Source organism: Psychrobacter sp. R86515 (assembly GCF_042466315.1).
Taxonomy (GTDB): Bacteria; Pseudomonadota; Gammaproteobacteria; order Pseudomonadales; family Moraxellaceae; genus Psychrobacter.
This window is the reverse complement of record NZ_JAXHCC010000001.1, coordinates 649,499-663,504: the sequence shown is the minus strand read 5'-3', so window position 1 is coordinate 663,504 and position 14,006 is coordinate 649,499. Positions and strand designations below refer to the sequence as shown.

Genomic DNA, 14,006 nt, shown 5'->3' with positions numbered 1-14,006 from the left:
CTGTAGGCATTGTTTTCAAAATAAATGGCTGTCTATAAAAGGTGATAAAGATAGAATAATAAATATAAGTATCAAAAGATATTCATTAAATGAGATTGTTTTGTTAGTCATGTCATTATTCAAGCGATTGTGTTTTTCAGAGCAAAATTAGTAATGCAGCAAAATAGTGACAGTCTAAAATACAAAAAGCGACCTATTATAAGGTCGCTTCTGCTTACATTTATATCTGTAATATCTGATCTAAGCGCCTTGGTTTTGACGTTCTTTGATTTCAGATAAGGTTTTGCAGTCGATACATTGGGTAGCGGTTGGGCGTGCCTCAAGGCGACGTAATCCAATCTCTACACCACAAGTCTCACAAAATCCATAGTCATCATTTTCGATTTCTAACATAGATTTGTCGATTTTGCGGATAAGTTTGCGCTCACGGTCACGAGTACGTAATGCCAATGCAAACTCTTCTTCTTGAGTGGCACGGTCATTGATGTCTGGCATGGCGCTTGACTCATCTTGGATGTAGTTTTTGGTACGATCCGCTTCGCCAATCAGTTGGTTTTTCCAATCCAATAAAATAGCCTTAAAGTGCTCCAACTGCGCATCAGACATATACTCTTCGTCTTTGGCCGGCACATAAGGAGTAAATTTAACTTCACTCGGATTCGTGGTCAGGGTGCTCATATGGGTATCCTACTTTTTCAAATTAATTCAATAAAACGACGTATCAAAAGACAAGACGTTATTAACGCTACAATTTGTCCTTTTATCAAACGTTTCACCACTTGGTAATACAAGTAACACAGCTGATCAAATAATATCGTAGACTTTATATCTTGACAGTTATATACCGATTGTTAGATAGGTTGTTATATAAACTTCGGTTTTAATAATACTGTCTAAAGCATGCCGTAGGTCATTGATTGTGAAAACTGAGCTTGTGGTTAATGGGCCATCCTAGCTATCGTGCAGTGGCTTCATATTAGATATTGGGCCACCCTTGCTTTATTTCATAAGTTGTATCATTGTTTGTAATAATAATGAAGTGATTTTTTATACTGAATGCATATTTTATTTGTTTATTACTGTGTTTTTTATCGAAAAATATTGGTGAAAGCTATAAGTATAAAGGGCTAAGACTTATACCAGTACCAATAATTCTGGGCATCAAGTATCCAGTCTTTCAACCCAGCTTGCAACTGTTCCATTGTTGGCTAATTGCAACCAGCGATATCCTGGTAATGCATGCTCATCATAAGAAAAATCATCTTCATAGGGTTTGAACTGATAGCAGGTAGATGGCGTGCTATACACCGTGACGCCTTGGCGCAGTCGAACTTGCTCTTGGTGAGTATGGCCACTGATCACCACTTGTAGCTGTTCAAATGGTGCCATATGCTGCCAAAAACTCTCAGTGTTTTCTGCCATGTGGGTATCAATCCAGTCAGAATCGACTGGAACAATATGATGGTGTAGGGCGATTAATGCGGGCTTATCACAGGTGCTGAGTCTCTCACATAGCCAATTGATATCAGTGGGCGTGATCTCGCCTGCAACCTTACCAGAAATGGAGGAGTCTAATAACAACAGCTGCCAGTATTCAGTCTCAATGACATGACGACTTAACAAACGTGAGTCAGCAGGTTGAGCGACAAGCTCTCGCTGAAAAAACGGCAAGTCTTTACCATTCTCGTCCGTCACATCATGATTACCAGCAATACAAGCAAAAGGAATCTGAGTCGCTTGTAATACAGTAAAGATATGATCGTAAATTGAAGACTTTACTCGATTGACCAAGTCACCGGTTACAATAATTAAATCACAGCGAATATCTTCACTAAGCGCCTGCTGAAGCACGGCTTCAAAACTACGCTGACAAGTTACGTCATCACTATAGGTGTTACTTTCATCAACAAAGACAGGCGTCGATAAATGCAAATCAGTAATCTGTAAAATATTTATCGTTTGGTCAGAGGTGCTTAACTTATTGGCAGGATAGTTTGGCATTGGTTCAGTCCCTTATCGAATCACAACAATAATTATTGTTAGCGCGAGTATGGATAAATGAGCTACTATTTTTCACTGGGTATTTATAATTATTATCAATCTACTATAAAAGAGCACAGCGTTTGCCTTGAGCTTACTTTGACTCGAATCAATGATATTTATACTATCAACTAGGGCGTGTTGAACATTCAAATATTAGGACTGCTGATAGATAAAATCGCACCAAACTAGGCGTAAACCGACGATAATGTCGAGGCCTTAGCTAGGTTTACAACACCGTTTGGGGTGATTTTAGCATCAGCCCTTTGGGGCGGGGCTCTTTTTTGCCAATACATGGCGAAATTGTCTATCCTAGAATGACTAGGCTTCGAAAATTTCACTGCGTATTGCCTGTAAAATAGCCGCCGCCAGTGCCACATTTGAATGTTCAACACGCCCTAGTAATATCGAAGTTAGAGCCAACTTATAGTAATATTGAACTAAAGTATTCATTATATTAATAAAATAAAGTCGAACAAAAAGATAGCGAAAAACAGTCATGTTTTATTTATTATAACGTATTTACAGCGACGCTAACTAAAGTTTTATCTTTATTAACTTTGAAAAAATGAGTGCAGTAAAAAATAAAGCCGCTAATATCAAGACGATAGAAAGACCCGTTTGAATATCTAGCCAAATACTGCCCCACACACCAAGTGTCACACCCAGTTGAGCGACTATCAACGCTATAATCACCATTTGTTTTGGCGATGCCGACCATAGACGTGCGGTCAGTGCAGGTAGCACTAATAATCCGCTGATTAATAGACTGCCAACTGCTTGTAGAGCAATCGCACAAAACCCTGCCAGTACACCCATAAAAAACAGCCGTTGCCGTGTTGGGTTGATACCTTGAATACGTGCCAATGCTTCATGCGTTGCCAGCTTGATTTGCGCAGGCCAAATGTAGATAAGCAGTCCCAAGCCAGCTAGTACGCTACCAGCAAGTAAAGGCAAATCTGCCCAATCAAGATCCAACAAGTTACCGAATAAAAACCCGAGCACATTGGCCTGTTGGTCAGTCAATTGGGTCAAAGCCAGTAAGCCTAGGCACAAGAGCGACACTGACACGACTGCCAATACAGCATCCACTGGCAGACGCTCATCATCAATCAAGACCAGTCCCAGTACGACCATGACACTGACTAATGCAATGCCGATACCCATTGGTAATTGCCACCACACAGCCAAAGCCACACCTAGCAACGTGCCATGAGCTAAGGCATCGGCGAAAAACGCCATGCGCCGCCACAATACCAAGCAACCTAACGGCGCTGATAATAACGCTAATATACTGCCAGCGATCCAAGCAGGCGCAATGATGGCTAACCAAGCAGTCATAATGAATGTCCGTAAAATTTTTTATAAAAGAGTAAAGCCGTATTATTTATATGTTCAATATTTTTGGCTTTAATGAGCTGGATTTTGGCGATTTTGAGCCTTGATTACTAACGCTATAACTCGCTTGGCGCATGGTGTTCACAGGCATGAGGCTGATGCACGTATGGCTGCTCATAATGATGACCAAATAGCTTTTGAAATTCAGTACTAATGGCCAGCTCGCTTGGTTGTCCTTCACAGCAAATATGCTTATTCAAACAAATGACGCGGCGGCTGCCTTTCATGACCCAGTGCAAATCATGAGACACCACTAGCATGGCGCAACGTAAGAAATCAGGCAGCTCATCAATAAACTGATATAGCCAAACTTCAGTATCGGGATCGAGACCTTGCATCGGCTCATCTAAAATAAGCAAGTTAGGTTTGTCTAGTAGCGCTCTAGCTAGCAACACGCGCTGCGTCTCACCACCTGATAAATGCAACATCTGCCGTGACAGTAAATGCGTTAATGATAAGTTATCAAAGATAAACTGTCGCTGCTCAGAGGTTAAACGTTTTTTATCTGCTTGCCCCAACAAGTCGCAGACACGCAGTGGTAATATCGGTGGCACAGCAAATCGCTGCGGTACATAACCAAGCTGTAGCGGCTTATGTGCTGTCATAGAGCCATCAGTTGACTCAATCAAACCTAAGATGAGTTTGACTAGTGTTGATTTACCAGCGCCATTGGGACCGATAAGACTGACCGTCTCATTAACAGCAATGTCAATATCGATGTGAGAGAGCAGACGTTGAGGCCCAATATGGTAACTGATATTGTTTAAGCTCAATAATTTGTCAGCATTACTCACAGTACTGCTATTCGCAACAGTAGTATTTAACTGATTAGAAGGTAGGGTAGAGATATTCATAATATGACAACGCATAGTTAAATAGACAATCGACGAATCATGCTTAAAACTTTTACACGAACCACAGTAGCCTTACTGACAAGCTTGGCAACGACCGCTAAGCTCAATGACACTACGCTCAACAACAAACCCTACATCTTGCTCGGCAAAGCTCATCATTTCCTGAACGGGCAGGCTGCTGCATTCTTGCACCCGTTGACACTGATCGCAGATCAAAAATGCGGCTGTATGCTGGGCGCGAGGATGACAGCAAGGAACATAAGCATTAATAGAGGTTAATTGATGAATCAACCCTTCACTTAGCAAAAATTCTAAACTGCGATAAACCGTTGGCGGCGCGACATTTTTCGGCGTGCGTTTTTTGGTTATCTTAGTTTCTACCGACACTGTTGGTGAACTCGCTACTTTTTGAATATTACTATCATTAGGTATAGACAACCGCATTTGCTGCAACTGAGTGATTAGGTCATAAGCGCCAACGGGCTGATCTGCCTCTAAGACTAATTGGTATATCTGCTGACGCAAAGGCGTAAAGCGCGCGCCATTTAGACGGCAATGCTCTTTAGCTGCTGCTAAGCGTTCATGAACATCATGCGGAGTCAGATCTTGCACATCATGCAAATGTTCGCAGATCGATGAAGTAATAGACATGGTACAAGCTCCTAAAAATAGCATGGTAATCGCATGACGTTCTTTATGATAGCGTTTTTTATTGTTATAGTATAACATACTAAAATAAGAAATGAGTTAATTGTCTTATAGTAGTCTTGTATATCTACCCTTTTTACAGGAGTGGGGCAAGACACTATTACTCATACGTTCGTTATCCAACAATGCTATCTAACAATAAAAGAGCTTACTATGAACGCTGTTTTTACTTACTCCGTACGTTCGCTTATCACATTACAGCGCTTGCTAATGACAGGATTGATAGTCCTAGGGTCTTTCACACTGAGTGCACAAGCTGCAACGGTCAGTGTTAGCAATTATCCGCTATTCTTGTTAAGTGAAGCAGTAACAGAAGGCGCGCCGTCAGCCAAACGACTATTGCAAGCGGGGGAGGTGGGACATCATGGTAGTATCAGCCCAGGTGATATCAAGGCAATCAAAGAAAGTAAGTTTGTGGTATGGTTTGGTGAGCCGCTAGAAAACAATCTAGCAGCAAGTCTAAAAACAGCCCCAAATGCCATTGCTTTATTTGAGTTTGATGCATTCAATCGTCATCCATTACGTGATGTAAAGGGCGACGCTATCGCGGGTACACTAGATCCACATATTTGGTTAGACCCTGAAAATGCCAAAGCCATTACCCGTGCATTGGCTGTGATTCATAGCCATGCCAATCCGCAATATAAAGACCTATACCAAGCCAACGCGAAAAAATTTGCACAGCAACTAGACAAAGAAGTTACTGCATTTGAGCAAAGCTCTACTCAAAGTGCCTCAAAAACACGACCTTATTGGGCTTATCATGATGCTTATCAATATATCGAAGACAGCTTACACTTAACGCTCGTCGGTAGCCTTAGCGTAGATCATCATCTATCACCCAAAGCAAGCCAACTACGTTGGTTAAACGAGCAACGCCCAGCCAAGCAAATGTGTTTGGTTAGTCCAAGTGAGCCAGCAAAAGGCTTACTTGCGAAGTTACAACCAGTGAAGAATACGGTACAGCCAGAAGATATGAGTAGTAGCGATGACTTTATCAGCGGTTGGCAGAATATGGCCAAACAGATATATCAATGTATCTCGTAATGTAGCCAAAAACAGCAATTTGCTAGGATTGTTTGAGTTGGTTGTATAGCTTCGCTTCAAGCATTTATTACAGACCAAATAATATAATAATCTTAGCAAAATGCGTTAGGTGACTGATAAAAGTCATATTTTACTTGCTTAATAGTTACGCTCTACCTATAATAAGTAGCGTTTTATTTTGGCCGAAAGGTAATGCCTGTAGAGTAAGTCATTCACGGATAAAATTATCATAAGTATGATATATTGTCCCAATGCTGTAAGGGCTATAGGAATACCGATGACCAAGCCTGCCAAACGCACGCAAAAAGACAAGATTGGCATCTATATTAAACGACAAGCATGGATACTATTTATCCTTATTATCATTGCTTGGTTAGTAGATACTATTTGGTTACATAGTGAGCTTACGATAGCAAAAAGCACTGCAATTGGTGCGCTACTAAGTTTTATCACTCAAGCAGTATTTGCGTTTTTTATTTTTTGGTACACCGGATATCGCGCGCGCCAACACATCGTTAGCCAGCTATATCGGGGTCAGATGTCAAAATGGTTATTGACCGTGTTTGGTTTTGCACTAATTTTTATTACCGTACAACCCCTATCTGCGCCAGCGCTGTTTATCGGTTTTATGGTAATGCAAATTAGTCACAGTTGGATGTTGTGGCATATACGCTAGCGCTAATAAATGATCGCTAAACAGATGGTTTATTAATAGTACTGGCAAGTCACCCTGCCGTCCAGCTTCTCTATGACTAGTTCGAAAAGTCGAAGCACAACGCTGTCTTAGGATAGCACCAGTGATTATAAAGACCGCACTATGAGTCTCAATGTTAGACGTAGTATGCAGTGAGAGGGTAGGGGTTATTCAACTATCTGTATCGCTGATAATTAGATTACTGATATCTAATTATGGTTAGTGGTTATATTAGCAAGTAAAACTGGTGGCTAACTTATTCATACAGTGGATAAAAAAATCACAATTGACTTTACACGAATACAACGCTGCATTAATATAGGCGGCTAAATATTTTGCTTATAAGCGCTACATTAAGCGCCGATCGTAAAAAACGGTCAGTGGGCAAGCACATATATAATAATTTTGCGTATAAAAATGCAAGGGCTATTACTGAGTTATCATAAGCCCTTTTTTGATAGCTAAAATTTATCTCACGCTATCAAATACTGCATATTAGTAATAGAACTATGGGTTGGATGTTGTTGGTTACATGAGTGATTTAGTACGGTTTATTTGTTTGCTTAATAGCAAGATAGATATCCATACTACACCTCATCAGATGACAACCATATTTTTGGTAGTTGATTAAATCGTTGATTAATAAGAAGCTTACATTATGGCATCCGAGCAAACATCATCAGAATATATCTCTCACCACTTAACGAATTGGACGTATGGCTATCTGCCGGGCGAAGGTTGGAAAGTTGCTCATACTGCTGAAGAAGCAGGGGCAATGGGCTTTAATGCTATCCATCTTGATTCTATGCTATGGTCGATTGGTCTAGGTATCTTATTTTGCGCCGTCTTTTGGATGGTTGCCAAAAAAGTCACTTCAGGTGTGCCAGGAAAAACTCAGGCAGCAGTTGAGATGATCGTTGAGTTTGTTGATAACAACGTTCGTGATTCATACAGTGGTACATCAAAACTGATTGCGCCATTGGCGTTGACCATTTTTGTCTGGATCTTTTTGATGAACTTGATGGATTTAATACCTGTTGATTTCATTCCAGGTATTGCTGGGCAAATCGGTGCCGCTATGGGCCATGATCCACATCATGTTTTCTTTAAGATCGTTCCAACGACTGATCCTAACATCACGCTTGGCATGTCGTTCTCTGTCTTTGCACTGATTATCTTTTATAGCATTAAAGAAAAAGGTTTGGGCGGCTTTATCGGTGAATTAACACTACATCCGTTTGGCGCCAAAAACCCAATCGTACAAGCGATTTTGATTCCCATCAACTTCATCCTAGAAGCAGTTACTCTAATAGCCAAACCTGTATCACTTGGTTTGCGTCTATTCGGCAACATGTATGCTGGGGAATTGATTTTCATACTGATTGCTCTAATGCCGTTTTGGATTCAATGGGCGTTATCGGTACCGTGGGCTATCTTCCACATCTTAGTTATTACACTTCAAGCGTTCGTATTCATGATGCTGACGATAGTTTACATGTCGCTTGCATCATCAACTGAACATTAATTAGACATTCAATAGGTAAATGAGGATACATCAATGGATCCAGTATTAGGTGGTTACACAGTTATCGCAGTAGCACTACTTATCGGTCTTGGCGCACTTGGCACAGGTATTGGTTTTGCTATTCTAGGTGGAAAATTCTTAGAAGGCGTTGCGCGTCAACCAGAGCTTGGCTCACAATTGCAAACTCGTATGTTCATCGTAGCAGGTCTTCTTGATGCTATTCCGATGATCGGTGTTGGTATTGCTATGCTATTGTTGTTCGCTAACCCTCTAGCAGGTTAATCCGAAAGCTCAGTTGTAAATGTTTGGTATTCGGAGACTTTCTATCAAATATAGTCAAGATTTGACTACCAAACATGATCAATGAAACTGATTTTTCATTAACAAAGAGGTGATCACGTGAATATCAATTTTACCCTCGTCGGTCAAGCCATTGCTTTTGCAATATTTGTGATTTTTTGCATGAAATTCGTGTGGCCACCACTTATCGGTGCCATCAATGAGCGTCAGCGTAAAATTGCTGAAGGTCTGAATGCCGCAGAAAAAGCAAAAGCAGATTTGGCGACCGCGGAGCAAAATGTCCAGCAGGAACTTGATCTTGCAAAGACCAAGGCTGCCGCTCTAATCGAGCAAGCGAACAAGAGTGCCAATCAGCTCGTCGAAGATGCAAAATCGCAAGCCCAAGCGGAAGGCGAGCGCATTCGTCAACAAGCGCAAGCATCTATCGATCAAGAAATCAATCAAGCGCGTGAATCATTACGTGCCCAAGTTGCTGAACTGGCTGTACTTGGTGCAGAGAAGATTTTGCAAGACAAAGTCGATGTGCAAAAACATGCCAGTATGTTAGACCAACTGGCGGCGAAGCTGTAATTGTGAGGATATAATGGCTGACTTATCAACCTTAGCACGACCGTACGCTAAAGCCGCGTTTGACTATGCCAACGAAAACGGCGCAGTCAACGAGTGGGAAAACTTCTTACTTGTTGCTAGCACTGTTGTCAATGACAAGTCGTTCAGTACTTGGCTAGACAATCCAGCTGTTTCTGCTGAGCATAAGTCAGCTGCTTTGGTCGATCTTTATGATACGCAAGTAGCTAGCGCTAATGATTCTGCTTTTAAGCAGTTATTAAGCGAAGCTCAAGGGACTAGCCTTGACAGTAACGTAAGCTATCCAAAAGTATCAGTAGCACTTAGTAACTTCGTTAAACAGTTATCAGAACAAGAGCGTCTGGCGCTGCTTCCTGAAGTTTATGAGCATTATCGCCGTCACAAGGCAATAAGCTTAAAGCAGCTTGACGCATATGTGACCTCTGCCTACCCATTGACTGATGAACAGCGTCAAACGCTACAAACGCGTCTTGCTGCCTCGCTAAATGCTAGTGTAGTGATTCACGAATCAGTTGATCCAAGTCTATTGGCAGGCGCTACAATCAAAGTCGGTGACAAAGTCATTGATGATTCGATGCGCGGCAAGTTACAACAGTTAAAAACACAGCTAACTGCCTAATGCCAATCATCAATACAGTCAAATATTGACTGTATGATTATAAGAGCAATTAAGTCAGTGGGCGGGTTATCATAAATTAAAGGAAACAAGGCAATGCAACAATTGAATCCAGCGGAAATCAGTAACCTGATTAAGCAGCGTATTCAAGACCTTGATGCGGGTGCAACTGCAAAGAATGAAGGCACGATTGTCAAAGTATCTGACGGTATCGTGCAGATTCATGGTCTTGAAGATGCCATGTACGGCGAAATGATTGAGTTTGAAGGCGAAATCTACGGAATGGCTCTAAACTTAGAGCGTGATTCTGTTGGCGCGGTAGTACTTGGTGATTACCTAAAGCTGCAAGAAGGTCAAAAAGCCTATTGTACTGGTCGTATTCTTGAAGTACCAGTAGGTCCTGAGCTGTTAGGCCGTGTTGTTGATGCTTTGGGTAATCCTATTGATGGCAAAGGTCCTATCGATGCCAAGATGACTGATAAAGTCGAAAAGATCGCTCCAGGCGTTATCGACCGTCAATCAGTAGATCAACCAGTAATGACTGGTTATAAAGCCGTTGATACCATGATTCCAATCGGTCGTGGTCAGCGTGAGCTTATCATTGGTGACCGTCAGACTGGTAAAACAGCGATGGCTATCGATGCGATCATCGCACAGAAAGCGTCAGGCATTAAATGTGTATACGTGGCTATCGGACAGAAACGTTCGACTATCGCTAACGTCGTACGTAAACTTGAGCAAACTGGCGCACTAGAATATACCACTGTTGTGGTTGCTTCAGCATCAGAGCCTGCAGCACTTCAGTATATCGCACCGTACTCAGGTTGTACGATGGGCGAATACTTCCGTGACCGCGGCGAAGATGCACTGATTGTATTTGATGACTTATCAAAGCAAGCAGTTGCTTATCGTCAGATTTCACTACTATTACGTCGTCCGCCAGGTCGTGAAGCTTATCCTGGTGACGTATTCTATTTACACTCACGCCTACTTGAGCGTGCATCACGTGTAAATGCTGATTATGTAGAAAAGTTCACTAACGGTGAAGTGAAAGGTAAAACTGGTTCTTTAACCGCACTACCAATCATTGAAACACAAGCTGGTGACGTATCTGCATTCGTACCAACTAACGTGATTTCGATCACTGATGGTCAGATCTTCCTAGAGTCTAGCTTATTCGCCTCAGGTATCCGTCCAGCAGTAAACGCTGGTATCTCGGTATCTCGTGTGGGCGGGGCCGCTCAGACTAAGATCATCAAAAAGCTATCTGGTGGTATTCGTACCGCTCTAGCTCAGTATCGTGAACTAGCAGCATTCGCTCAGTTCGCCTCAGATCTTGATGACGCAACTCGCGAGCAGCTTGATCATGGTGAGCGTGTGACTGAATTGATGAAGCAGAAGCAGTATCAGCCGATGTCAATCTCTGAGCAAGCAGCCGTTATCTATGCTTCAAACGAAGGCTTCTTAGCTGACGTACCTGTCGAAAAGATTGGTTCTTTCGAAGAAGCGTACTTACGTTATATGCATGATGAGCAAAGTGAATTGATGCGTGAAATTGATGACACTGCGAACTACAATGATGATATCGCAGGTCGTTTAAAGTCATCTCTAGAGACCTTTAAACAAAATCACAGTTATTAATTTAACGGGTTAAGCCGAATTGGTTATAACTGTAGCTTAGAGCTGATAAAGTGGCGCGTTGTCTGACCAGATATTTGCGCCACTGTTTTAACCATTACCGGTATTAGATCGCGTAATGCCACAAGATATAAAATGTTATTCTGTAGGATTGATGTTGTATATCAAACGATTGTCGCATGCGCCAATGCTTTTTAACCCTCTTATATTGGAATCATTATGGCAAGCTTAAAAGAGATACGTGCCAAAGTCACCAGTATTAAAAGCACCCAGAAAATTACTCGTGCTATGCAAATGGTAGCGGCAAGTAAAATGCGCCGTGCGCAAGAGCGCATGGAAGTGGGTCGCCCGTATGCTGATAGTATGCGCCGGGTTATTTCACATTTGGTGCATGCCTCATCAGACTACAAACATCCGTATATGGTATCGCGTCCAGTCAATAAGGTTGGCTATATTGTCATTACCTCTGACCGTGGCCTAGCGGGTGGTTTGAATATTAACTTATTCAAAGCCCTAACTAAAAGTATCCAAGATTATCAAGATCAGTCTGTACAAGCTGAGTTTGCAGTCATCGGTGCCAAAGGTGTGAGTTTCTTTAAAAACTTTGGTGGTAAAGTTACATCGGCTGTGACCGATTATGGCGATAAACCAACGTTTGAACAATTGAATGCACCGGTTCAAGCGATGCTTGAAGACTATAGTAACGGCAATATTGACCGTATCTATGTGGTCTATAACCGATTCGTCAATGCGATGACTCAGAAACCAACAGTTAATCAGTTGGTTCCTCTACCAGAGCAGTCATTTGATGATGAAGACAGTGGTCTACAGACAGAACTTAGCTGGGATTATATCTACGAGCCTGACATCAAGACGTTAATTGATGAATTGCTTGGTCGCTATATTGAGTCGATTGTTTATCAAGCGGTAATGGAAAACGTTGCCTCTGAGCAGTCTTCACGTATGGTTGCGATGAAAGCGGCAACAGATAATGCTGGTGACCTTATTAACGATTTACAGTTGGTTTATAACAAGCTGCGTCAAGCGGCGATTACCCGAGAAATCTCGGAAATCGTTGGCGGTGCTGCTGCTGTTTCATAATTGACTACACCTATATATAGAAGTTCAAGGAGAACGCAATGAGTAGCGGTCGTATTGTACAGATTATTGGCGCGGTTCTTGACGTTGAGTTCAACCGTAATGAAGTTCCTCAAATTTTTGATGCCTTGCAAGTAGACGGTACCGAAACTACCCTAGAAGTACAGCAACAGCTAGGTGACGGTATTGTACGTACTATTGCAATGGGTTCAACCGAAGGTTTAAAGCGTAACCTACCTGTTACTAATACTGGTGCACCTATCTCTGTGCCTGTTGGTACTGGTACGCTAGGTCGCATCATGGATGTTCTTGGTCGTCCTATCGATGAAGAAGGTCCTGTTGTTGCTGACGAAAAATGGTCTATCCACCGTGAAGCACCAAGCTACGCGGATCAGTCAAACAGCACTGAGCTACTAGAGACTGGTATTAAAGTTATCGATCTACTTTGCCCGTTCGCTAAAGGTGGTAAAGTTGGTCTGTTTGGTGGTGCTGGTGTTGGTAAAACCGTTAACATGATGGAGCTGATCAACAACATCGCTCTAAAACATGAAGGTTTGTCAGTATTTGCTGGTGTTGGTGAGCGTACTCGTGAAGGTAACGATTTCTATCACGAAATGCAGGAAGCTGGCGTTGTAAACACTGAAGACTTCAGTAAGTCTAAAGTAGCAATGGTATATGGCCAGATGAATGAGCCACCGGGTAACCGTTTACGTGTTGCACTGTCTGGTTTGACCATGGCTGAGTACTTCCGTGATACCAAAGATCCTGTTACTGGCAAAGGTCGTGACGTACTATTGTTTGTTGATAACATCTACCGTTATACACTAGCGGGTACAGAAGTATCAGCACTACTTGGTCGTATGCCATCAGCGGTTGGTTATCAGCCAACACTAGCTGAAGAGATGGGATTACTACAAGAACGTATTACGTCAACTCAGTCAGGCTCTATTACTTCAGTTCAGGCGGTATACGTACCTGCGGATGATTTGACCGATCCATCACCTGCTACAACGTTTGCTCACTTGGATGCAACAGTTGTACTAAGCCGTGATATCGCATCACAAGGTATCTATCCTGCGGTTGATCCATTGGATTCAACATCACGTCAGCTAGATCCACAAGTAATCGGTGAAGATCATTACAATGTTGCTCGTGGTGTTCAGGAAGTTCTACAGCGTTATAAAGAGCTTAAAGACATCATCGCTATCTTGGGTATGGATGAGTTATCAGAAGAAGATAAACTGGTTGTTTATCGTGCTCGTAAGATTCAGCGCTTCTTGTCTCAGCCATTCCACGTAGCTGAAGTCTTCACTGGTGCACCTGGTAAATACGTACCACTACGCGATACCATTGCTAGCTTTAAAGCAATCATCGCTGGTGAATACGATGACCTACCAGAGCAGGCGTTCTACATGGCTGGTAGCATCGATGAAGTAGTCGCTAAAGCTGAAAAAATGAAGTCTAAGTCAGCGTAAGTTGTATAAGCATAAGCTAACGAGT

The 14,006-nt window shown here is 42.2% G+C and carries 14 protein-coding genes; 9 read left to right on the top strand and 5 right to left on the bottom strand.

The features are described 5' to 3' along the window. Positions 1 to 240 precede the first annotated feature (240 nt). From dksA to SJY28_RS02770, 5 genes are all read right to left on the bottom strand, one after another. Complete coding sequence (gene dksA / locus SJY28_RS02790) at positions 241 to 678, bottom strand: RNA polymerase-binding protein DksA (protein WP_057762021.1); 438 nt, start codon at positions 676 to 678, stop codon at positions 241 to 243. 483 nt (positions 679 to 1,161) lie between these two features. Further along, complete coding sequence (locus tag SJY28_RS02785; protein WP_379543352.1) at positions 1,162 to 2,001, bottom strand: metallophosphoesterase; 840 nt, start codon at positions 1,999 to 2,001, stop codon at positions 1,162 to 1,164. Positions 2,002 to 2,577: 576 nt separating this feature from the next. Continuing rightward, a complete protein-coding gene (locus SJY28_RS02780) occupies positions 2,578 to 3,381 on the bottom strand; it encodes a metal ABC transporter permease (protein ID WP_160022079.1) in 804 nt (267 codons plus the stop codon). Positions 3,382 to 3,494: 113 nt separating this feature from the next. Further along, positions 3,495 to 4,292 (bottom strand): metal ABC transporter ATP-binding protein, encoded by a 798-nt coding sequence (locus tag SJY28_RS02775; RefSeq protein WP_379543351.1) that lies wholly within the window; start codon positions 4,290 to 4,292, stop codon positions 3,495 to 3,497. Positions 4,293 to 4,364: 72 nt separating this feature from the next. Continuing rightward, the gene (locus SJY28_RS02770) at positions 4,365 to 4,943 is read right to left on the bottom strand and encodes a Fur family transcriptional regulator (protein WP_165598211.1); all 579 of its coding nucleotides are present in this window, start codon (positions 4,941 to 4,943) and stop codon (positions 4,365 to 4,367) included. A gap of 210 nt (positions 4,944 to 5,153) precedes the next feature. Between SJY28_RS02770 and SJY28_RS02765 the strand changes: the two genes are divergently transcribed. From SJY28_RS02765 to atpD, 9 genes are all read left to right on the top strand, one after another. Next, positions 5,154 to 6,047, top strand: coding sequence for a metal ABC transporter solute-binding protein, Zn/Mn family (locus SJY28_RS02765; protein WP_379543350.1), 894 nt, complete (start codon positions 5,154 to 5,156; stop codon positions 6,045 to 6,047). Positions 6,048 to 6,324: 277 nt separating this feature from the next. Next, on the top strand, positions 6,325 to 6,723 hold the full coding sequence (locus tag SJY28_RS02760; RefSeq protein ID WP_102092097.1) for an ATP synthase subunit I: 399 nt from the start codon (positions 6,325 to 6,327) through the stop codon (positions 6,721 to 6,723). 676 nt (positions 6,724 to 7,399) lie between these two features. Continuing rightward, entirely contained in the window at positions 7,400 to 8,266 is an 867-nt protein-coding gene (gene atpB / locus SJY28_RS02755) for a F0F1 ATP synthase subunit A (protein ID WP_101205957.1), read from the top strand. 33 nt (positions 8,267 to 8,299) lie between these two features. Then, positions 8,300 to 8,548, top strand: a complete 249-nt coding sequence (gene atpE, locus SJY28_RS02750; RefSeq protein ID WP_010197960.1) for a F0F1 ATP synthase subunit C — start codon at positions 8,300 to 8,302, stop codon at positions 8,546 to 8,548. Positions 8,549 to 8,665: 117 nt separating this feature from the next. Beyond that, entirely contained in the window at positions 8,666 to 9,136 is a 471-nt protein-coding gene (locus SJY28_RS02745) for a F0F1 ATP synthase subunit B (RefSeq protein ID WP_101205956.1), read from the top strand. A 13-nt stretch (positions 9,137 to 9,149) separates the two neighbouring features. After that, positions 9,150 to 9,773, top strand: a complete 624-nt coding sequence (locus SJY28_RS02740; RefSeq protein ID WP_057762004.1) for a F0F1 ATP synthase subunit delta — start codon at positions 9,150 to 9,152, stop codon at positions 9,771 to 9,773. Positions 9,774 to 9,866: 93 nt separating this feature from the next. Continuing rightward, on the top strand, positions 9,867 to 11,411 hold the full coding sequence (gene atpA, locus SJY28_RS02735) for a F0F1 ATP synthase subunit alpha (RefSeq protein WP_057762002.1): 1,545 nt from the start codon (positions 9,867 to 9,869) through the stop codon (positions 11,409 to 11,411). Between the two features lie 216 nt (positions 11,412 to 11,627). Beyond that, positions 11,628 to 12,509, top strand: coding sequence for a F0F1 ATP synthase subunit gamma (atpG, locus tag SJY28_RS02730; RefSeq protein WP_379543348.1), 882 nt, complete (start codon positions 11,628 to 11,630; stop codon positions 12,507 to 12,509). A 38-nt stretch (positions 12,510 to 12,547) separates the two neighbouring features. Further along, on the top strand, positions 12,548 to 13,981 hold the full coding sequence (atpD, locus tag SJY28_RS02725; RefSeq protein WP_057761998.1) for a F0F1 ATP synthase subunit beta: 1,434 nt from the start codon (positions 12,548 to 12,550) through the stop codon (positions 13,979 to 13,981). Positions 13,982 to 14,006 lie beyond the last annotated feature (25 nt).